The organism is Paenibacillus sp. J22P169 (assembly GCF_059691995.1).
In genome coordinates this window covers 1,706,654-1,728,692 of sequence record NZ_JCAUAO010000001.1, presented here as the reverse complement: position 1 = coordinate 1,728,692, position 22,039 = coordinate 1,706,654, and the positions used below count along the sequence as shown (strand labels likewise).

Below are 22,039 nucleotides of genomic sequence, written 5' to 3'. Positions count from 1 at the left end.
CAGTATATGTAGGCAATGGGCAACTTGTTAAAAGAAGTCGATTCGCTTGTCATTCTACACACGAGTAGACAAACTTTGTGAAGGCTCGACAACAGGTATCAGCAAACCTCAGCATGTCCACTGAATTTGCAATTTTTGTAAGAAAATATTAATGGCATTAATCTTTAAACTGGTGAAAAGGCGTGCTATACTTGCTGTAAATAGGTGAAAATGGAAGCGAGTTGATGAGGATGTATTCCGATGAATTCGGAAAGCTATGGCTAAAATTATCGAAGGAATTGAAAAATCAGATGGAGGTAGGATTAGCCCCTACGATTACGGAAGGACAGTTGAATGTACTTGAATTGCTCCTAGTCCATGAACGAATGAAGCCTTCGGATCTAATTGAATACTTATCCACGACACCCGCAGCCGTAACAACCTTATTAGACCGGATGGAGAAAGCGGAGTTAATTATTCGTGTACGTGATGAGAAGGATCGTCGGATCGTCTGGATTCATGTAACGGACAAAGGAAAAGCGGAAAGCGAGAGAGGTCGTGGAATCCGTGAACAACTATTGGATTCGTACCTGAATCGCGTTTCCGCTCATAATCAGAAATTGCTTATTTATTTATTGGGCAAGGTTGCGAACTAAACGGGGAGATCTCCCTCATCCCCTCATAGCTCGGGGATGGTAAATTCGTTCCAAGGCCGCTGCACCGGTGGCAGCGCCCGGAAATGCATCTGCTCTTTGAGCACAGGATGCTCAAACGCAAGTGCCGTCGCCCACAGCGCGAGCTGTTGGCCTGGTTTGTTCACAGCGCTCCCGTAGCGCTGGTCCCCGTACAGCGTGCAGCCAATGGCAGCCAGCTGCACGCGGATCTGATGCGGCCGCCCGGTGTGCAGCTTGATCTGGATCAAGCTGAGCCCGTCTTGGCTGCCGAGCAGCTTATAGTCCAGCACCGCCTCCTTGGCGTCCTGCTGGCCTGCCTTGACCACGCTGACGGTATTCGTCCGCGTATCCTTCCACAGCCAGTGGCGCAGCGTAGCGGCTGGCTGGGAGGGTTTACCGTGCACGACAGCGACGTACGTCTTGTCGAGCTTCCTTGTTCGTACCGCGTCCGAAAGTCGGGACGCGGCTTTTGACGTTTTGGCGAAGACCATCACGCCGCCAACGGGACGATCCAAGCGATGAACAAGCCCAAGATACACATTGCCGGGCTTGTTGTACCGCTCCTTGAGATCCGCCTTCAAGGCGTTCAGCAAGTCGAGATCACGAGACTCGTCTTCCTGCGTAGGCATGTTGACGGGCTTCTCAACCACGAGAATGTGGTTGTCTTCGAAGATAATCGGTATTTGCGATGCGTCGTAACCCTCTTGGAATCCTGCCACTGATTACGCCTCCCAGCGTCCTAGAATACCGCAAGGGAGCATAAGACCGGAATGGGTGATCGGAAGACCGATTTCACCGCTGGAGATCGTTCCGCCATGCTTGGCTTTCATCGCCATCGTCAAAATGTTCTGAAGCACAGTAGCCGAGATGCCTGTCGTATAGGAATTGATCAACAAGAACAACGGGTTGTCCGTCAAAATGGATTGGCAAGTCTGGATGAATGGGAAGAGGTCATCTTCCAATTTCCAGGTTTCACCGTTAGGTCCGCGTCCGTAGGAAGGTGGATCCATAATGATGGCATCGTACTTGCTGCCGCGGCGCTGTTCTCTCTGAACGAATTTGAAAACATCATCCGTAATGAATCGAACAGGTCGGGAACCCATTCCGCTTAGATGTAAATTCTCTTTCGCCCATTGGACAACCCCTTTAGAAGCATCCACATGGCACACCTCAGCGCCAGCGTGGGCACAAGCAAGAGTTGCACCGCCTGTATAAGCGAAGAGGTTAAGCACTTTAATAGGACGACCAGCACCCTTAATCTTGTCCATCATCCATTTCCAATTGACCGCTTGCTCAGGGAACAGACCCGTATGCTTAAAGCTAGTTGGCTTAATATAAAAGGTCAGTTTCTGATCGTAAGTGATCGTCCAGCGCTCTGGGAGCTCTGCGTTCTGCTGCCATTGGCCGCCACCGCTGGAACTGCGGTGATAATGAGCATCAGCTTGACGCCAAGCTGGTGTTTCTTTCTCTAGTGGCCAAATAATTTGCGGGTCGGGTCTGCGAAGTACAATCGTACCCCAGCGTTCAAGCTTTTCGCCGCCGCCAGTATCGAGTAATTCATAATCGACCCAATCTTTTGCATAAAACATGCTGTAATCCATCCTTCAACTTGTAGACTTGACTAAACATCCATTGTACACCATTTATTGACCTAAATCGATCTTTTCAATCAAACCAGGTAGTTCTTTTTCCGCAAATTGTTGATATTGCGCTTGTTCAAGGGAAGCACGCAAAGTCTCTTTCACGGCATCCAGTGGTTTTACGGAGCGGGATTCTACTTTAATCACATGATAGCCGTACTCAGTTTCAACAGGATCACCGATTGAACCAACGGTTTGTGAGATGGCTGCGTTTTTGAAACCTTCTACCCATTGGCTAACATCCGCATCAGCGTATAGCCCGCCATTATCCTTCGATCCTGGATCATCGGAGTATTGCTTAGCAAGCGCAGCGAAGTCTCCGCCAAATTTGAGCTTCGTTTGAACATCTTTGGCAAGCGTAAGTGCTTCTGCTTTGGTACGAATGGCTTTCCCTTCTGGGTCTGTAAGTCCGATCAAAATATGACGTACAGAAGCAATAGTAAAAGCATCTTTATTCGCAGCAAGTGTCGCATCATACTGCGCTTTCAACTGTGCGTCTGTAATACTAGATTTCACGAAGTTATTCGCAGTCATACTGCCAACGAGATAATATTGGATATCATTTTCAGTAGCATTCACCGTTTTCAAGTCCGCTTTAAATTTATCTTCACCAAATTGTTGCTTCCAAGCAGCTACTTGTGCACCAGCACTTGTCTTCGCAGCAGATTGATCTGCTTCTGATGAACGGCTGTACAGAATTCGATTGGTCACCAATTCCTTAAGTACACTTGTTTGGTAGTCCAGATTATCCTTGGAGGAAGCATGCGCACTATTGAACAAGGCTTTGAGATTAAAGAACGAATCGAACTCACGTTTCGTCACTGTCCCGCCTTTATATGTCGCAACCACTTGATTCGGATTCGTTCCGACCCAAATTGTACTTGTCTCGTCATCCCATGTGACTTTCTTGCCAAGGGAGTCGCTCATGAAGCGCAGTGGTACATAGGTTGTTCCTTCATAAATAAAACCTTTGGCATCAGTTGGCGTTTTTTCGACACCATCAAACATATACGTCAGATTACGGAAAGCGACTTCAATCTGAGTTCCTGCTGCAAAGGCTACTGTTCCACTTAAAACAGAACCAATAGTTAAACCAACGATAAGTCCTTTTACTTTATCTTTCATTATGTGTGATCCACCTTTCATTTCTTGTCATACCAATAATTCACCGAAGGTTGAGAGATTTCCTTTTTTTTATTCGGCTTGAATTGAAGGAATTCATTACCTGTTTGTTGTATTTGTAGAGGTAGCGAGGATTTGCAACACGCATCTTAGAGTAAGGACATGTCGAAATAGGGGGGGATAATGTGGGAGCAAATGTTGGTATACCCAGCTCCGAGGATTTGTTTCTGCTTCATGAAGGATCCCTTTTCCACAGTTATCGTATCTTAGGGGCACATGTTAGCAATGAAAAAGGGCATGAAGGTGTTCGATTCGCCGTATGGGCACCACATGCAAAAACCGTGTATGTACTTGGAGATTTCAATGATTGGCAATCCGGCGAGCATCACATGGAGAAGATCAGTTCGTTAGGCCTCTGGATGATCTTTATACCAGAAGCGCGTGAAGGTGACTATTACAAGTACGAAATTCATAGTCAGTCGGGACAGATTTTGCTAAAAGCTGATCCCTATGCCTTCCATTCTGAATTAAGGCCCGGCACAGCCTCGAGGGTTGCTGATTTGGGTGGTTATGACTGGCAGGATCAAGCCTGGCAGCAGCAGAAGAAAGAAGCACCAGCGTATAACAAGCCGCTTTCTATTTACGAGGTGCATCTAGGCACCTGGCGTAAAAAAGACCGCCTAAGCGAAGAGCAGTATACGTACGAACAATTAACGAGTGAATTAGTCGATTATGCGGTTGAAATGGGCTACACGCACATCGAAGTTATGCCGTTGGCGGAACATCCCTTTGATCGTTCTTGGGGGTACCAAGCAACGGGGTATTATTCCGTTACAAGTCGTCACGGATCACCGAAGGAGTTCATGCGATTCGTTGATCGCTGTCATCAAAAAGGCATCGGCGTTATTATGGACTGGGTACCCGGACATTTCTGCAAGGACAGTCATGGACTCCGCCAGTTTGATGGCAAGCCTCTGTATGAATATGAAGACCCTCGCAAAGCGGAAAAGCTCGAGTGGGGGACACTCACCTTCGATTTTGGCAGACCGGAGGTTCAGAGCTTCTTAATCTCAAATGCCGTATTTTGGATGGATATGTATCATATAGATGGCATACGTGTGGATGCAGTTGCTTCCATGCTGCATCTTAATTTCGGCAGATGGGATGAAGCTCCGATTCGAAATCAACATGGCGGTGACGAGAATCTAGAGGCAGTTGCGTTCATTCGCAAGCTGAATCAAGTCGTTTTCTCTTATTTCCCTGATGCGCTGATGATGGCAGAAGACTCAACCGATTGGCCGCTAGTGACAGCTCCTGTTCACGAAGGTGGACTTGGATTTAACTACAAGTGGAATATGGGCTGGATGAACGATATGCTGAAGTATATGAAGCTGGATCCCATCCACCGTAGAGCCAATCACAAGCTGATCACGTTCTCGTTCATGTATGCTTGGAGCGAAAATTATGTACTTCCACTATCTCATGATGAGGTTGTGCATGGTAAACGCTCACTCTTGCATAAGATGCCAGGAGACTATTGGCAGAAATTCGCCAATCTGCGGGTGTTATATGGCTATATGTCGGGGCATCCAGGGAAAAAGCTGCTCTTCATGGGAAGTGAATTCGGTCAATTCGACGAATGGAAGGATCTTGAAGAGCTGGATTGGTTTTTGTTAGATGGCTATGAGAAGCATGAGCAGATGCACCATTACGTGAAGTCGCTCAATCAGTTTTATTTGAAGGAACCAGCCCTATGGCAGCTGGATCATGATCCAGAAGGCTTTGCATGGATTAATCCCCATGACGAGAGCCAAAGTGTTGTCACCTATATGCGAAAAGGGAATGCGCCGGAGGATGAACTCATTCTTGTGTGTAATTTCACACCTGTTGTTCATCCGGATTATCGAATCGGCGTTCCAAAATTAGGTTTATACGAAGTTGTTTTTAATAGTGATGCGTCTGAATTTGGCGGTTCCGGTCAAGGGAATACGCTGCCGATTACAAGCAGAGCTAGTTCCATGCATGGTAGGCCGTATAGTTTATCTCTATGTATTCCGCCGCTTGCGGCTGTTTATATCAAGTGTGTGAGTGAATTCCAATCAGAGAATGATGAAGTTGAAGGGGGAAATCAAATATGCGCAGTAAAGAATGTGTTGCTATGCTCCTCGCTGGAGGAGAAGGGCGAAGATTAGGCGTACTGACGAACAATTTAGCTAAGCCAGCTGTACACTTTGGCGGCAAATATCGCATCATTGATTTTACTCTCAGCAATTGTACGAATTCAGGGATTGATACCGTAGGTGTACTTACGCAGTATCAGCCTCTCGTGCTTAATACGTACATCGGTATTGGAAGCTCTTGGGATCTTGACCGCAAATATGGTGGTGTTACGGTGCTGCCACCGTTCATGGAGCAAAAAGGCGGCGACTGGTACAAAGGGACTGCAAATGCGATTTATCGCAATATCGGCTTTATTGAGCAATATGATCCAGAATACGTCTTGGTCATCTCGGGTGACCATATTTATAAAATGGATTACGATCTCATGCTTTCCTATCACAAAGAGAAAAAAGCGGACGCTACGATCGCTGTTATCGAAGTGAAATGGGAAGAAACAAGCCGCTTCGGCATCATGAGCGTAAACGATAAGCAAGAGATCACGGAATTCGCTGAGAAGCCGAAGGAAGCCAACAGCAACCTTGCTTCGATGGGCATATACATTTTCAACTGGAAAGTCTTGAAATCCTATTTGATCGAGGATGAAGCCAACCCAGATTCCAGTAAAGATTTTGGAAAAGATATCATTCCAATGATGTTGAAAGATGAAGCAAGAATGCTTGCTTATCCGTTCGAAGGTTATTGGAAGGATGTCGGTACCATTGATAGTCTATGGGAAGCGAATATGGACCTGTTGGACGACAATAATGAGCTGAAATTAAATGATAAAGACTGGCGTGTGTATTCTCAGAATCCGTATCAACCTGCTCAATACGTAGCACCTACAGCGAATATTAAACGTTCTTTGGTTAATGAAGGCTGCGCGATTTTCGGAGATGTTGATCATTCTGTACTGTTCTTCGGTGTTCAGGTTGGTGAAGGAAGCCACATTAAGGATTCAGTCATTATGCCAAATGCCAAAATTGGTAACAACGTGACCATTATCAAAGCAATTATCGGTGAAAATACGGTTGTGGAAGACGGCGCAGTTGTGGATGGTAACGGAGAAATTGTACTTATTGGCGGTAACGAACGGGTAACAGGCTACGCTAATCAGAAGGGATGATGTCAGATGAAACACGTGATGGGAGTCATTAATTTAGTCAATGAACCGGATGATTTGGAGGAACTGACCTATTTCCGCTGCCCGGCATCTGTGCCGTTCGGCGGACGTTATCGGTTAATCGATTTTGCACTTTCCAATATGGTGAATTCTGGGATTGACAATGTAGCTGTATTCACACAACACAAATATCGTTCGCTGATGGATCATCTCGGATCTGGGAAAGAATGGGATTTGGATCGTAAGCGTGGAGGACTATTCGTCCTACCGTCTGTTCTTGATGAACCGACAGGGATTTCTCGCGGTGATTTGTATCAATTCTATAGCCATCGTGACTATTTCTACCGTGGTAAAGAAGAGTTCGTCATTATTTCCCGCAGTCACATGGTGTGCAATCTAGATCTGCGCGATGCCGTTCGTTACCATGAAGATATGCAGGCTGATATCACTGTAATTTATAAGCAGACGGATGAAGAGGTTCATGGTAAATTCCGACGCATGGCTGTGAAAGACACTGGCCAAGTCACATTGATGGAAGATCATACGGGCCGCTTGCGGACGAACAATATCTCCATGGAAATGTATATCATGAGCAAGGCGTTGCTCTTGGATATGGTGGAATCCTGTCTAGCGCAGGGTTATGATCATTTGGTACGCGATGGCATTATGAAAAATATTGATAAGCTAAGTGTATATGGCTATAAATTTGAAGGGCATCTGGGCATTGTGAACTCCATCCAAGGCTATTACAAGCACAGCATGCAGCTGCTGAACCCAGCGATTTGGCGTGAACTTTTCTTCCAGAAGAACCTTATTTATACCAAGGTTAAGGATGAGCCGCCTGCCAAGTATTGGGACTCCGCTTCCGCCAAGAACGCGCTTATCGCGAATGGCTGCCAAATCGAAGGAAAAGTGGAGAACAGTATCTTGTTCCGCGGCGTGAAAATCCGTAAAGGCGCTTATGTGAAAAACAGTATCATCTTGCAAAACTGCGAGATTGAGGAAAACGTAATTATCGAGAATGCGATTCTGGATAAGGATGTTTTCATTAGCCGCGGCCGCGTGTTAACGGGTGACAATAAGGCACCATTCATTGCAGCGAAAACCAAAGTCATCTAATTGTTGATCAGGAAGATAAGTTCTGGTTCCACCAAAGTTGGAGGAGTGGCAAGATGAGAATACTGTTCGCGGCTTCGGAGGCCGTGCCTTTTATAAAGACAGGTGGATTAGCGGATGTGATAGGCTCCTTACCTAAGGAGCTGACACATCAAGGTCTTGATGTGCGGGTCATTTTGCCCAAATACGGGGATATTCCTGCTAAATTTAGAGATAAAATGTCTCATGTTACAACATTCGAGGTGCAGTTAGGCTGGCGCAAGCAATATATCGGAATTGATAGGCTTGAACATGAAGGGGTCACCTTTTATTTCGTGGATAATGAATTTTATTACAAGCGTTCTGGCATCTATGGGTTTGGGGATGAAGCGGAGCGGTTTGGATTCTTCTGTCGAGGCGTAATTGAGGCGCTGCCTTATCTGGATTTTCAGCCGGATGTCATTCATTGTCATGATTGGCAAGCGGGCATGATTCCTGTTTTGTTGAAAGCTCATTATCAGCATTTGCCTTTCTTTAGCCAGATCAAAACCATGACGACTGTACATAACTTGAAGTATCAAGGTGTGTATGGCCAAGAGGTGTTCAAAGATTTGTTCGGCTTGTCAGATGACCATTTCTCTGGAACCGCACTAGAGCTTCATGGTGGCGCTAGCTTCCTAAAGGGTGGGCTATTGTACTCAGATCAAATCACAACGGTGAGTGAGACCTATGCAGAGGAAATTCAAACGCCGTATTACGGCGAATTTCTGGACAGCCTGCTTCGTCATCGTAAAGATCAGTTAACTGGCATCGTGAATGGGATTGATTACGACGTCTTCGATCCGATGACAGATAAGAATCTAGCTGTGAATTACCGAGATTCTTTGCCGAAGAAAGTGCAGAATAAACTTGCGCTTCAGGAGCGTCTAGGACTGCCTGTGGATGGTGACATCCCGATGATCGTGTTAGTGACTCGATTAGTGCAGCAGAAGGGCTTAGATCTCATTCAGCACGTGCTGCGCGAGATTCTAGCGCTCAACATTCAGCTTGTTGTTCTTGGAACTGGCGAGCCTGTTTACGAGCAAATGTTTCGAGATGCGGCATTGACACATCCCACCAAAGTGTCTGCGCATATTTACTTCGATGAGGCGTTAGCTCATCAGTTTTATGCGGCATCGGATCTCTTCTTGATGCCATCCCAATTCGAACCATGCGGCATCGGGCAATTGATTGCACTTCGCTATCGTTCTGTGCCGATCGTGCGAGAAACCGGCGGTCTGAAAGATACGGTGCAGCCGTATAATGAGTTTACCGGGGAAGGCACAGGCTTCTCCTTCACGCACTATAACGCTCATGATATGCTGCATATCATTAGGCGAGCGGTTTTCTTTTATAAGAATGATCGTGACAGTTGGATGAAGATTCAGCAGAATATGAAGAAATGCGATTATAGTTGGCGCAGATCTGCTCAGCAATATATCGCACTTTACAAAGAAATGATCTCGTAAGGATAAAGAGATGGGCCTCCTGATTCGAAAGAATGAGGGGGTCTTTTTCGTTATTTAGAAAATTCAGGTATAATAGGCGTTAGTAGATTTTTAGAGGTTGGAGTGGAGAGCTTGTGGGCGTGGATTGGATTTCACATGTTTTGACCGTACTGTTCGTCGTAAATATTTTGCTAGCTCTCACGGTGGTATTCTTAGAGCGTCGTAATGTGGCTGCCACCTGGTCTTGGTTAATGGTGCTATTGTTCATTCCTATTCTCGGTTTCCTTTTGTATGTAATGTTGGGTCAGAATTTGAGTCGCAGAAAGCTGTACAAATGGAATAAGCGCATGCAGGAACGCATGCAGTCAGTGATTGGCGAGCAACGGCAGCAGTTAACGGAGGGGACGTTTCCCTATATCGATCCCATGGTAGCCGAGTATCGCTATTTGATTTACTTGAATGTATCTACGAATGATTCATTTTTGTCGCAAGACAACGACGTACATATTTTCACAGACGGAGTCGAGAAGTTTAATGATTTGATTAGCCGACTTGAGGCGGCAAAGTATCATATTCATATGCAATATTATATTGTGAAAAACGATTCCTTAGGTCAGCGAATCATGGAAGTGCTAACGCGAAAAGCAGCGCAAGGTGTGACAGTACGCTTTTTATACGATGATATCGGTTCGCGTACGTTGAAGGATTCATTTTTCACGGATTTTCAACAGGCAGGTGGACAAAAAGCGGCGTTCTTTCCTTCGCGAATTCCTTTCCTGAATTATCGTGTCAATTATCGAAATCATCGCAAGCTTGTGATTATTGATGGTCAGATCGGCTACATTGGCGGATTTAATATCGGAAATGAATACCTTGGATTAAATCCAAAGTTTGGGTACTGGCGAGATACGCATCTTCGACTGACTGGAAGTGTCGTACGTGGGTTACAATCCCGATTTATTCTTGATTGGAACCTGGCATCGGCTGATTCGTTGGAGGTGGATGCAACTTATTTCCCTGCAATTTTGGACGATGCTGTTAAAGGGAAGGTCCCCATGCAAATCGTTGCAAGCGGTCCGAATGAGACTTGGCCGCACTTTGTGTACACGTTTCTTAAGCTGATTCATATGGCCAAAAGCCGTATCTTGCTGCAAACGCCTTATTTTATTCCCGAAGAAAGTATGCTGAATGCGCTGCGAATTGCTGCACTTTCGGGAATTGATGTGCGGATTATGATTCCGGAGAAGGCTGATCATTTATTCGTGCATTGGGCTTCGTTATATTATGTAGGTGAGCTGCTCCGCGCCGGTGTGAAATGTTATCTGTATGATTACGGCTTTCTGCATGCCAAAACGATTATCGTGGATGGTAAAGTAGCGTCTGTGGGTACAGCGAATTTCGATATTCGCAGCTTGCGTCTTAATTTTGAGACGAATGCGTTGATGTTCCATGAGGAGACGGCAACCAAGCTGGAGAATACCTTCTGGATGGATATGGAGGGGTGTATGGAGCTGACGTTGGAGGAGTATGAGAAACGCTCATTGCGCATCCGGTTTCTAGAGTCGATTTCGAAATTGATATCACCGATTTTATAAGCTAAAGCTAATCGAAAATGAAAGAAGGTCCATGCGATTTGCATGGGCCTTCTTTCATTTTGTTAATTCACGATCTTCACGGTTCCAAGTGTATAACGACCGTCACTTCTTCTGCCATCATTCGCGAAGTCCACTTCCGGTTTGCTTGTTTGTGGGTTGAGTATTGCAGCATTGATGTTGTAGTTGCCAGGTGGAAGGTTGGCTGGTATTGGCAATGTGGCGGATACTTCCCTTTCCCCGGGAAGCCATTCGCGGATATCCAAATTTGTTCGCATGCGGGCTACAATATCTCCTTGTTCATTCGATAGTGAGTATTCGAAGGGCCATGGAAAGTAAAAGGGTGCTACGCCCCGATTAATCATGCTAAGTTTTACATGCAGCGATCTTCCTGCCCGGATCTCCCTCTCATGGGACTCTTTGGCGATGACAAATCGATATCCTATGGTTTTCAGTAATCGATCAATATTTGGTTGAAGCGCACCGCCGAGAGGTTCTTGAGTAGGGGCATTGGGACCAAGCCAACTCACATGCGTCAGCTTTGATTGTACTAAGGTTTCCTCGATATGAGCGTCATTTAAATAATTTCCATCAGACGAAAACTCTCCACCGCTTGGCGCCGATTTCCAGAAATCCGGCATGGCTGGCTGATCATTTTGAGTAAGCCAAGACTTATAGCCTTGGGTATACCATTTGAGGAATTCGTCAATCGTTGCGTTGTGTGAACCGAAAGTATCATTAAATAAACCAAGACCATTGTTCAAAGCGATTTCATGAGGTCTTCTCATCAGCAATCGTTTTTGTTTGAAATACCGCAAATAATGCTCGACATATTGATCGGTAACATATTCTTTGGGAAATTCAATCGGCTGGTCTCCATCATTCATGGTATGCCACTCGCCCCAATGTCCTACACTGCCCAGTGCAATAAAGGCGATTTGAGGATCATTATTGTAGCGGTTACCCAATGTTCGAATCAGACGTTCGTGATTTTCGATTAGAACAAGATCATTATAGTCGGGACTAAATCCCTTCCCATAGTCCGTATCATACCAAACCCCTTTTTCGCTGATTTCTTTATATAACCAGTCAGGAATATCTTTATGGGTTGTATCACTCGGAGTATCGAGAATCACTCGGAGAATAAGAGATACGCCATTTGCTTTCCACAATGCAAAGTTGAATTTGTTCTCGATGGCTTCAAAGTCATACTTCCCCTTTTCAGGTTCCAGATCGGCCCATGTCAAATTGGCATAAGCAAGCCGAAAGGGCTGCTTCGATTCATTATATCTTGCATCTGTGACTAATCCCATATACGGGTTGTTCAGAACTTGATCCGTTTCTGCGGGGTAATAGGAAATTCGATTTACAACTTCAGTTGCCATAAGTCTCTTGTAGCCTAATTCGCCCATTATCCCCAAAATAAGAATAATAGCAATAAGTACATGAGGACGACGGAAATTCAAGAGATATACCTCCTTCATGACCTTTCTTTGAAATAATATCAGACAGGTTCTGCCGTTACAAGATAGTTATTAGCAGATTATGTGAATATCCATCGAAATATAGTTCAAAAGAACTAGATATAGGTAGAATTCTGCAACATTTTGCTATTAAATAGTGAAAAAATATGCTATAAGTACTATAATGAGGCTTTTTTATTGAACCGAAATACAGATAATTTGGAAATCATTAATACTCTATCCTGGAGGAACTCAGTATGAAGGTGTTAATTACAGGAGGATATGGATTTATTGGGTCTTTTGTCGCAGAACGCTTCTATAAAGAAGGTTATGAAGTTTATATCATAGATAATCTGTCTACTGGCAATAAGCAAAATGTGGACTTTAAACATAAGGGCTATGTATTATCAGTGGAGGATCGGAAATGCGAGGAGATTTTTCGCAGCAACCGCTTTGATACTGTCGTTCATCTCGCGGCTCAAGTGAGTGTGAAGACTTCGGTTGAAGACCCTCGATTGGATTCGAAGTCCAATGTCCTCGGTTTGTCCAACATGCTTTCATTATCTCAGAAGTATAATGTTCATAAATTTATTTTCGCTTCTTCTGCTGCCGTTTATGGAAACAATGAAGAAATCCCTCTAACTGAAACCGCGGTCTGTGATCCTATTTCTCCTTATGGAATTAATAAATGGATAGGTGAAACGTATTGTAGTAAATGGAAGGAATTGTTCGGTCTGGAAACGCTTTGTTTCCGTTTTTCAAACGTATACGGGCCACGCCAAGGCAGTGTCGGCGAAGGTGGTGTTATTTCCATATTTATGGAAAGAGTGATAAACGGAAAGGAACTCGCTGTTTATGGAGATGGCGGGCAGCAAAGGGACTTCATCTACGTGGAAGATGTGGCAGACGCTATTTATCGTTCGTCTTATTCCAACTTGTGCGGCGTCTATAATTTATCCACGAATACAGAAAATTCGATTAACGAACTGATTAGCGCTTTGCAAGGTTTGCATGGAACGGTGGCGCTCATACACTTAGACCAGCGTCAAGGGGATATATATCGTTCCAAGCTGGACAATAGACGTATAGCTAACGATTTAGACTGGGTGCCCAAGTATTCTTTTCAGCAGGGGCTTGCGAAGACGTACGATTGGTTCATTCAAACGCATAATTTGAAAGAACAGTTACGGGTCAAGAAAAAGCAGCAAAGTTCTCCTTCAAGACTGGGCAAAGTCATTCGTATGCTAGTACCTTATGCAGAGAATGCGCTGGCCTTTGGATTTACAGCATGGATCAGCCTGCTGCTAGAAGACAGCTTATCTGATTTTATCGATATCAAAATTATTTATATTATTTTGCTTGGTATCCTTTATGGCAATAGGCAATCTATGCTTGCTGTCGGATTGTCAACTACTCTTTATATTTTTGATCAACTCAGCATGGGCCGGGAATTACTTTCTCTATTTTACGAACCTGACTTCTTCTTTCATATTGCCATTTATTTGTTTATCGGATTAGTCGTCGGGTATGCCGTAGAACGGAAAAACACGATGTTTGAATCAAAGAAACAAGAGCTTTTAACGTTGTCAGAGAAACACGACTTCTTAACGGAGGTATATAAGGAGACTCGTCAAGTTAAAGAGGAGCTTCAGCAGCAAATTATGAACAACGGAGACAGCTTTGGCAAAATTCATTCCGTTATTAAAGAGCTGGAAAGTCTGGAGCCGGAAAAAATCTTTACTTCAACAGTTAGTGTCGTGGAATCCGTCATGAAATCGCAGACGGTTACGATCTATACGGTTAATAAATACGGCAGTTATCTTCGACTATTAGCTAGGTCGAGCGGCACGCAATTTGATGTAAGCAAGTCAATGAAGGTGGAGGAATTTCCTTATATCCAAAAGCTCCTTCATGAGAAGAAGCTTTTTGTTAACAAAGATTTAAAAGGGGGCATTCCTCTTCTTGCCGCTCCTGTCTACAATCATGGCAAAGTCGTTGCTGTCATTTCTGTTTATACAATGAAGTTCGATCATTTTACGTTGTATCATCAAAATCTTTTTAAGATTATGGTGGATCTAATATCTTCTTCCCTATCAAGAGCACTTTCGTATGTGGAAGCTACGGCCATTCAGAGATATATGGATGGAACACCGATATTAAAACCGGAGGTTTTTGCCGATATTTTAGCTAGTAAACAAATGGCTAATGCGAAGCATGGCGTCGAGTACGTGCTGCTTACGCCAATCGAATCATTTGAGGTTTCGGATATAACGCCACAGAAGGTTTCAAAATTCTTGCGGGAAACTGATTATTTGGGAATGAGCATGGACGGAAAGCTTCTCGTACTTCTCTCCAATTCCAGTCAGAAGGAAGCCGCTTTCGTCTTAAACCGTTTTGAGCAAAATGACATATTTATGCGAATGGTAGATGAGGAGTTTAGCTATGCTTGAGTGGGTACTACTTGTTTACATCGCACTGTGCATAGCATGCATCGGCTTCCGACATCGGCATGACAAGAACGAAGCCTGGGTTCGTATTGTGCTTGCTGTCGGATTCCCTGTAGTCGGATTTCTCCTTCCTGCCTTTCGCTCCAAGCGATGGCATAAACGTAATGATGCACGTCATGAACGAGCTAGGCAGGAGTTGTTCGCCGATATTCTTGTCGAAAAATCCAATCAACCTGATGTTGTAAGCAAATTGGAAACGGAAAAGGAAATGAATGTAGTCCCACTGGAGGAAGCACTGCTTGTCAACGATATATCCACGAGACGCCGGGTGATGATTGATTTGCTGAAACAGGATTCTTTGGACTATTTGGAAGTTCTTCAGATGGCTGTCAGCAACGAAGACACAGAAACTTCGCATTATGCAGTTAGCGCGATTATGGAAATGAAGCGCAAAATAACGCTAAATCTGCAAGAACTGGCTGTTAAGTTTGAGGAAAATAAGGGGGACGCTCATGTTCTGCTTTCTTACTCCGAGATATTAAAGTCCTATTTGCGTAGTGGTTTTCTTGATGAGCGTACAAGAATTAAATATAGTTACACTTACACGAACGTGTTGAAATTATTAATTGAACAATCCCCAGATTTAGCGGAAGCCTATGTCGACAAGATTAAAACTGAGCTTGATTTGGAAGAGTATGCGGAAGCGGAACAAACGGCGTTGCTGTATTTAAAACAATTTCCGTTGTATGAGGATGCCTACCTCAGTTTAATGAAAGTATACTTTACGATGCGTGCAATCGAGCACTTGAAGTCGACGCTGATACAATTAAAAAAATCTCCCATACGATTATCGAATCAGGCTTTAACTATCGTGAGGTTTTGGTCAGAGGAGCAGACGGATGAATAAAATCGGACTCAAACGTAACGTTTATATCATTCTTATTGGAATTTTGTTCCTGGCTATCGCTGTGCAAGTTACAAATTCTAAATACATTCTTCAGTTCAATCGCAACAGTACAGCTAACGGTAACTTGAAAGGGTTGAAAACGGCTATCGCGCAAGTGCAGCCCTCAGGCAAACCCTATTGCGTTGTATTCGATAGTACGGATGATTTCAGTGAGAAACTTAAGACCCAAACAGAGCGGGTGTTGGGCTATATGAAAAAGCCAGCAAAGTTGTTCGATGTCCGAGGCGGAGCATTCCAGGTAAGTGAATGCCAGGTTGTCGTATCGACAGTAGAGGACATGGGGTTGATCGGAAATCTCGAACAACTGATCCAATATATAGATAAAGGGGGATATGTATTTCAGGAGACGACTCCAACGAAGGGAGATGCATTTTATCGGCTTTATCGCAAGATGGGCATTGTGAATGCAGGTAATCTTCTTAATGCACAGGGCATTCATCTGACGTCTAATGTATTGATAGGTGAGGAGAATCTACGGATTAACGAGCATTTCATGATGAATTCAATCTTGGAGGTTGAACTTGACGAGAAGAGTAGGGTTTTGGCAAAAACCGCAGACGGCGCGCCTCTTCTATGGGATTATCAGTTCGGGCAGGGCAAGTTCATGGTATTTAACGGAACGATTCTACAAGAGAAGTTGAATCGGGGATTGATTGCCGGAGCCCTCAGTATGCTGGAGCCTGTGTTTATTTATCCGATTTTTAATTCAAAAATTGTCTATCTCGATGACTTTCCAGCACCGATTCCTACAGAAATATATCCTATCATTTATAATGAATATCACAAAACGACGCCCTCTTTCTATAAAGATATTTGGTGGCCGGATATGTTGGCGTTAGCGAAGAAGAGTGATGTCAAATATACAGCTGTTCTGATTGAATCCTACCAGGATAGAGTCAAGCCGCCTTTTGAATCTCCGACGGATAGAGATTTAAAGGGGCTCATCTCGTATGGACGAGAGGTACTAAAGAGTGGCGGAGAGATCGGACTGCATGGGTATAATCATCAATCCTTAACGACAAGTCAAGAAGTCGCAGATGAGTTCGAATACAAGCCATGGGGCAATATCGATGATATGGCGAAAGCTACCTCGGAAGCTGTAAATTTTGCTAAAGATGCTTTTCCCAGTTATGACATGGTTTCCTATGTCCCTCCGTCAAATGTGCTTAGTCCGGAAGGAAGAGAAGCAATCAAAAAGTACTGGCCGACACTTGCGGTCATCTCTTCGTTATATCCTGAGGACGATAAAAATATTGCTTATGTACAGGAGTACTCCATAGCGGATGACGGAATATTGGAAATGCCCCGTGTGACTTCCGATTATTCGGAGGATAACTACCAAAGGTGGATAACAGCTAATGCCATAACGGCACACGGGATATTCTCTCATTTTATCCACCCTGATGACTTGATTTCAGAGGATCGCAGCGGTGGCTTGACTTGGGAACAGATGTACAAAACTATTTCCGATAGGTTTGAACGCATCCATCAAGCTTACCCATGGCTAAGGGCGATGACGTCAGCAGAAGCTGCCTTTGATATGGAGCAAGAACTTGCGAGTCAGGTAGTTTTAAGTATGGAAGGGAATGTGATGCATGGCAAGATTACATCGTTCCATGACAGAGCTTTCTTTATCGCAAGGATGGAAAATAAAATAGGTAAGCTTCATGGATGCAAAGTAGAAAAAATCGATACCAATACATATTTAATCACAGTTACTAAAAATGAATTTGATATTGAATTGGGTGGATGAAGAATATGCGCATTTGTATCATCGCCGAAGGCTCCTATCCATACGTGACCGGAGGGGTTTCAAGTTGGATTCATTCTTTGATAACAAATATTCCGGAACACGAATTTGTCATATTTACCATCGGAGCCTTCGAAAAGCAGCGAGGGCAATTCAAATATAAGCTGCCCTCCAATGTAGTCGAGGTGAAAGAAATATTTCTTGATGCGTATATGCGCGAATCAGGTGAATGGGGTCATCGGTTTCGTTTGACAGACAGTCAGCAGGAGTCGTTTCAATCCTTGCTTGGTGGGAAAGGTCATGTGGAATGGGGAGAAATCTTTCATTTGCTGCGAACGAAGCAATTTCGTGTAGCGGCTGATTTTCTGATGAGCAAAGATTACTTTGATTTGTTGGTAGCCTTATGCAAAGAGCGGTATCCTCAAATTCCATTTACGGAAATGTTTTGGACAGTCCGTTCCATGGTGCTGCCGTTATTTTTGTCCATCCGTCATGAAATTCCCAAGGCAGACTTATATCACAGTGTCTCCACAGGCTATGCGGGAGTGATTGGTGCGTTGGCTAAATATCTTTACAATAAACCCTTCTTGGTAACGGAGCACGGGATCTACTCACGAGAGCGTGAAGAAGAAATTATTAAGGCTGGTTGGGTAAAAGGGTATTTTAAGGATCTATGGATCGAGTATTTCTACCGATTGTCCGAGTGTGCATATGGCAGCGCTGACGAGGTTATTACTTTGTTTAATCGAAATCGAGAAATTGAAATTGAGTTAGGCTGCAGCCCAGAGAAAATTAAAATTATCCCTAATGGGGTCAATCTTGCAGACTACGAAGAAGTGGTACAAGAGGCGCGTCCAGAGGATGCTATTGTTCGCATAGGCGCTATCGTGCGTGTGGTGCCGATCAAAGATATCAAAACGATGATTCAAAGCTTTGCGCTTGTGAAGCGGGAAGTGCCGTACGCGGAGTTATATATTATGGGACCTTCCGAAGAGGATGAAGAATATCTCATAGAGTGCCACCAACTGGTAGATACATTGCAAGTGGAAGATGTCATTTTTACAGGGGAAGTACGGATTAAAGAATATTTAGGTCGCATGGATATCTTAGTGCTCTCTAGTGTAAGTGAAGGCATGCCACTGGCGATTCTAGAAGGAATGGCAAGCGGCAAGCCATTTGTCGCCACGGATGTAGGAAGTTGTCGTGAACTGCTTCATGGCAGGGAAGACGATATTGGACCATGCGGCATGATCGTTCCCGTGATGCATTATGACCAGATGGCCACAGCGCTCATCAAGCTCTGCAAGAATAAAAAGCTGCGAGAAGAGATGGGGAGAAACGGATTGGAGCGGGCTGGGAAATATTATACGAGGAAGCAGTTTATTGAAGGGTATCAAAGTCTGTATAACTCGTATCAGGAGGTGCATACATGGCGGGGATAGGATTCGAGCTGAGGCGACTATTCGGTGGGCAGGGGCTATTAAACAGCTTTAGAGCTTATGCCTATTCATCGATGACGACGGTGGGGCCGATGATCCTGTGCATGAGTACGATTGTATTTATGCAGAGGTTCATGATAGCCGCAGATTCACCTTACTTGGAACGGCAGCTTTTTCTTGCGACAGTTGTATACTGTTTTATTTTCTCTGTGCTCATTACGGGTGGGTTATCCATGATCGTGACCAGGTTCATTTCGGATATGATTTATCTAAAAAAGTATGAACATCTCCTCTCTTCCTACTATGGTGCGATTGCTGTAGCCTTACCGATAGCTTCGCTCGTTGCTTGGTTATTTTTACGAAAAGTGACGGTAGGATTCGGGTATAAAGCTGCTGCCTATTTGTTCTTCACTGAATTAATTGTCATTTGGCTGCAATCCGTACATTTATCAGCATTGAAGGATTACAAAAGAATTGTTCGCAACTTCTGTTACGGTGTCGTCGTTGCTATAGCAGGCTCATGGCTGCTTCTGAAGTACACACCATATAAAAGTGCTGCTGCCGTACTTACCATGATGGATATCGGTTTCATGATTATTTTACTCTTGACCGCCTACCATTTTGAGCAGAAGTTCCCGAGGAAATCCAGTCTAGTTTATTTCGATTTTTTCAAATATTTCCGTAAATATCCGTCCTTATTTTTCATTGGTACTTTTTTTTACTCAGGTGTTTATGTACATAGCTTTGTCTACTGGTTCAGTCCCAACCAGGAACAAATCGGAGGGCGCTATCTGATTTCTCCGTTCTATGATCTACCCGTTTTTTACGCATACATAACGGTCGTACCTACACTTGTTACGTTTGTTGTCTCGGTGGAGACAACCTTTTATGATAAATTCCGAGGATACTACGATAAAATTTTGAATGGGGGAACGCTGCAGGAGATTACACGTGCCAAATGGGACATGCAGCGAACTTTGATGCAAGAGGTCAGTTTTATGATGGAGGTGCAGCTTCTGTTTACAGTCGTTTCTCTTGCTCTGGGCATTAAGCTGTTGCCAATGTTTGGTTTTTCAATTACACAGCTCTACACATTCAACATTCTCGTCCTAGGTTACTTTGTGTTCATCATGTCTTTTATTATTATGCTCATCATGCTGTATTTTGACGATCGGAGAGGTGTTCTTGCTGTCAGCAGTTTGTTTGTGGTATTGAATGCAGGATTCACATACTGGTCAATGAACGCGGAATATCACGGTCTAGGCATTTTTATAGCAGCCTTCGTCACACTTCTTTGTGCTTTAGCCCGTCTCATTATGTATGTAAGAAATATAGATTACTATACGTTTTGTGCTCAACCGATTACGGTTACTGTTCAAAAAAAGTTGCCATTCTGGCGACGCGTTAGAACCAAATTTATCATGACTACGATGTTGCTTACAGCAGCTGTGTTCCTTACAGCCTGTACCGATGAACAAGTGAAGGAATCTAACACTGTCGGGCAAGCTACACTTTCTGGTACGAGCCCGATCATTGCCAATGATAAGTTGGTAGAAGATAAGCGGATATACGAGCAGGATAAGGATACGTCAATTGATACGATTTACTTAACGATCCTACCCGATAAGCGCGGTAAAGAGAATCCGCTCACATGGTATGCGATGAATCGGATCAGTAGCCGGATGGATGAGGGCGATCTTAAGGTCATTGTACAGGAAGGTGCACCTGATGGGAGCGGTCCGAAGTCCGGCATGTTCGGTTACGCGAGCACAGAAAGTAACGGGAAAATCAGTTTGCGCGGGAACACCGCGCGCTATGCAGCACAGCGCTCCTATAAAATCCGCTTGGAGGATCAAGCCGGTTTGTGGCATGATCAGCGGACGCTTAACCTGAATAAACACATTTCTGATAATGCGAGAATCCGCAACAAATTAAGCTTTGATATTTTTGAGACGCTTCCCAACTTTACCAGCCTCAGGACGCAATTCGTACATTTGTACATTAAGGATTTGTCCGAAGGAAACGGGGAGGGAAAGGGTTTCGAGGATAATGGTTTGTTCACCCATATTGAGCAACCGAACGAAAAGTTTCTGAAAAGTCACTGGCTGGACCCGAACGGGCAACTTTACAAGGCTGAAATGTTCGAGTTTTTCCGCTATCCGGATGAGCTTAAGTCCATGTCCGACCCGATGTACAACAAATCGACTTTTGAAACCCGATTAGAAATAAATGGGTATGAGGATCATGACAAACTTCTGGCGATGCTCGATGATGTGAACAATATCTCAATGCCTATTGACGATGTAGTTGCCAAACATTTTGATTTAGACAATTACCTTACGTTTCTTGCTTCCAATATTTTGATGGACAATATGGATACGGACGCGCATAATTTCTACTTGTATTCCCCTTTGAATTCGAATAAATGGTACTTTCTTCCTTGGGACTATGATGGTGGTTGGGAGCTTCAACGCAGCTTGGGCAGTATTAGCCCTTACAATGATGGGATCAGCACGTATTGGGGAAGTATGCTTCACAACCGTTTTTTTCGCAGCGAAAAGAATGTCCAGTTGTTGAAGGATAAAATCGACGAGATCTATTTATCGATCAACAATGATACAGTTGCCAAACGTTTGCAGTCTTATCGGGGAGTTGTCGAACCTTTCATGAAAAAGGCGCCTGATATCAACTTTCTTCCAATTCAGCTTAATAAATTGGATGAGGAATTCAAGAAGATTGAGGGAGTTCCGCTTCGTTCAATTGAACGGTTTAAACAGGATGTAGAAAAGCCGAAGCCGTTTTATTTGTCCGATCTACTTCATGAGAATGGGAAGTACCGGTTAGAATGGGATCCATCGTTTGACTTGCAAGGGGACGATCTAACCTACGAATGGACATTGGCTAAAGATCCGGCGTTCACAGACGTTGTGGAACAACGGAAAAATTTGAAGGATACAAGTGTAGAATTAAATAACATAAAGCCTGGGGAATATTTCTGGAAGGTGACCGTTCAAGATGCGAAGGGGCATCAGCAAATCGCTTTTGATATATACGAAACAGATGACAAGCCCTACTACGGAGTCAAAGCGATTGAGGTGAAATAA

The 22,039-nt window shown here is 44.1% G+C and carries 15 protein-coding genes; 11 read left to right on the top strand and 4 right to left on the bottom strand.

Translation table 11 applies throughout. From position 1 onward, the window contains the following. The first annotated feature begins 230 nt into the window (after positions 1-230). Positions 231-635: a MarR family winged helix-turn-helix transcriptional regulator gene (locus tag AC58QG_RS08130; RefSeq protein ID WP_497362808.1), complete on the top strand. Its 405-nt coding sequence runs from the start codon at positions 231-233 to the stop codon at positions 633-635. 23 nt (positions 636-658) lie between these two features. Here AC58QG_RS08130 and AC58QG_RS08125 read toward each other — a convergent pair whose 3' ends face one another. Genes AC58QG_RS08125 through AC58QG_RS08115 form a run of 3 tightly spaced genes read right to left on the bottom strand, consistent with a single transcriptional unit; the run spans position 659 to position 3,418 of the window. Next, a complete protein-coding gene (locus tag AC58QG_RS08125; protein WP_497361578.1) occupies positions 659-1,372 on the bottom strand; it encodes an RluA family pseudouridine synthase in 714 nt (237 codons plus the stop codon). Positions 1,373-1,375: 3 nt separating this feature from the next. Continuing rightward, complete coding sequence (locus AC58QG_RS08120) at positions 1,376-2,242, bottom strand: class I SAM-dependent methyltransferase (protein ID WP_497361577.1); 867 nt, start codon at positions 2,240-2,242, stop codon at positions 1,376-1,378. 54 nt (positions 2,243-2,296) lie between these two features. Next, positions 2,297-3,418 carry a peptidylprolyl isomerase gene (locus AC58QG_RS08115; RefSeq protein WP_497361576.1) on the bottom strand — a complete coding sequence of 374 codons (1,122 nt, stop codon included), beginning with the start codon at positions 3,416-3,418 and terminating at the stop codon, positions 2,297-2,299. Between the two features lie 182 nt (positions 3,419-3,600). Here AC58QG_RS08115 and glgB point away from each other — a divergent pair, with 182 nt between their 5' ends. From glgB to cls, 5 genes are all read left to right on the top strand, one after another. After that, positions 3,601-5,607 (top strand): 1,4-alpha-glucan branching protein GlgB, encoded by a 2,007-nt coding sequence (gene glgB, locus AC58QG_RS08110; RefSeq protein ID WP_497361575.1) that lies wholly within the window; start codon positions 3,601-3,603, stop codon positions 5,605-5,607. Further along, positions 5,550-6,698, top strand: a complete 1,149-nt coding sequence (locus tag AC58QG_RS08105) for a glucose-1-phosphate adenylyltransferase (RefSeq protein ID WP_497361574.1) — start codon at positions 5,550-5,552, stop codon at positions 6,696-6,698. Before glgB ends, AC58QG_RS08105 begins: the two co-directional genes overlap by 58 nt. Before the next feature lie 6 nt (positions 6,699-6,704). Beyond that, complete coding sequence (gene glgD / locus AC58QG_RS08100; RefSeq protein WP_497361573.1) at positions 6,705-7,814, top strand: glucose-1-phosphate adenylyltransferase subunit GlgD; 1,110 nt, start codon at positions 6,705-6,707, stop codon at positions 7,812-7,814. 53 nt (positions 7,815-7,867) lie between these two features. Further along, positions 7,868-9,298, top strand: a complete 1,431-nt coding sequence (gene glgA, locus AC58QG_RS08095) for a glycogen synthase GlgA (protein WP_497361572.1) — start codon at positions 7,868-7,870, stop codon at positions 9,296-9,298. A 119-nt stretch (positions 9,299-9,417) separates the two neighbouring features. Next, positions 9,418-10,872, top strand: coding sequence for a cardiolipin synthase (gene cls, locus AC58QG_RS08090; RefSeq protein ID WP_497361571.1), 1,455 nt, complete (start codon positions 9,418-9,420; stop codon positions 10,870-10,872). Positions 10,873-10,934: 62 nt separating this feature from the next. Here the strand turns inward: cls and AC58QG_RS08085 are convergent, their stop codons facing one another. Continuing rightward, positions 10,935-12,335: a DUF4832 domain-containing protein gene (locus AC58QG_RS08085; protein WP_497361570.1), complete on the bottom strand. Its 1,401-nt coding sequence runs from the start codon at positions 12,333-12,335 to the stop codon at positions 10,935-10,937. Positions 12,336-12,589: 254 nt separating this feature from the next. Here AC58QG_RS08085 and AC58QG_RS08080 point away from each other — a divergent pair, with 254 nt between their 5' ends. Genes AC58QG_RS08080 through pelG form a run of 5 tightly spaced genes read left to right on the top strand, consistent with a single transcriptional unit; the run spans position 12,590 to position 22,039 of the window. Then, a complete protein-coding gene (locus AC58QG_RS08080) occupies positions 12,590-14,782 on the top strand; it encodes an NAD-dependent epimerase/dehydratase family protein (protein WP_497361569.1) in 2,193 nt (730 codons plus the stop codon). Further along, positions 14,775-15,686 (top strand): hypothetical protein, encoded by a 912-nt coding sequence (locus AC58QG_RS08075; protein ID WP_497361568.1) that lies wholly within the window; start codon positions 14,775-14,777, stop codon positions 15,684-15,686. Before AC58QG_RS08080 ends, AC58QG_RS08075 begins: the two co-directional genes overlap by 8 nt. Further along, the gene (locus AC58QG_RS08070) at positions 15,679-17,499 is read left to right on the top strand and encodes a DUF2194 domain-containing protein (protein ID WP_497361567.1); all 1,821 of its coding nucleotides are present in this window, start codon (positions 15,679-15,681) and stop codon (positions 17,497-17,499) included. Before AC58QG_RS08075 ends, AC58QG_RS08070 begins: the two co-directional genes overlap by 8 nt. Continuing rightward, positions 17,496-18,938, top strand: a complete 1,443-nt coding sequence (gene pelF, locus AC58QG_RS08065) for a GT4 family glycosyltransferase PelF (protein ID WP_497361566.1) — start codon at positions 17,496-17,498, stop codon at positions 18,936-18,938. Before AC58QG_RS08070 ends, pelF begins: the two co-directional genes overlap by 4 nt. Next, positions 18,926-22,039, top strand: a complete 3,114-nt coding sequence (gene pelG, locus AC58QG_RS08060; RefSeq protein WP_497361565.1) for an exopolysaccharide Pel transporter PelG — start codon at positions 18,926-18,928, stop codon at positions 22,037-22,039. The genes pelF and pelG overlap by 13 nt, the downstream gene beginning before the upstream one ends.

Excerpts from the sequence above, each read along its gene's own strand:
- AC58QG_RS08130 (WP_497362808.1), top strand. The coding sequence starts at position 231 with ATGTATTCCGATGAATTCGGAAAGCTATGGCTAAAATTATCGAAGGAA.
- AC58QG_RS08120 (WP_497361577.1), bottom strand. The coding sequence starts at position 2,242 with ATGTTTTATGCAAAAGATTGGGTCGATTATGAATTACTCGATACTGGC.
- AC58QG_RS08115 (WP_497361576.1), bottom strand. The coding sequence starts at position 3,418 with ATGAAAGATAAAGTAAAAGGACTTATCGTTGGTTTAACTATTGGTTCT.
- AC58QG_RS08105 (WP_497361574.1), top strand. The coding sequence starts at position 5,550 with ATGCGCAGTAAAGAATGTGTTGCTATGCTCCTCGCTGGAGGAGAAGGG.
- glgD (WP_497361573.1), top strand. The coding sequence starts at position 6,705 with ATGAAACACGTGATGGGAGTCATTAATTTAGTCAATGAACCGGATGAT.
- glgA (WP_497361572.1), top strand. The coding sequence starts at position 7,868 with ATGAGAATACTGTTCGCGGCTTCGGAGGCCGTGCCTTTTATAAAGACA.
- AC58QG_RS08080 (WP_497361569.1), top strand. The coding sequence starts at position 12,590 with ATGAAGGTGTTAATTACAGGAGGATATGGATTTATTGGGTCTTTTGTC.
- AC58QG_RS08075 (WP_497361568.1), top strand. The coding sequence starts at position 14,775 with ATGCTTGAGTGGGTACTACTTGTTTACATCGCACTGTGCATAGCATGC.
- AC58QG_RS08070 (WP_497361567.1), top strand. The coding sequence starts at position 15,679 with ATGAATAAAATCGGACTCAAACGTAACGTTTATATCATTCTTATTGGA.
- pelF (WP_497361566.1), top strand. The coding sequence starts at position 17,496 with ATGAAGAATATGCGCATTTGTATCATCGCCGAAGGCTCCTATCCATAC.
- pelG (WP_497361565.1), top strand. The coding sequence starts at position 18,926 with ATGGCGGGGATAGGATTCGAGCTGAGGCGACTATTCGGTGGGCAGGGG.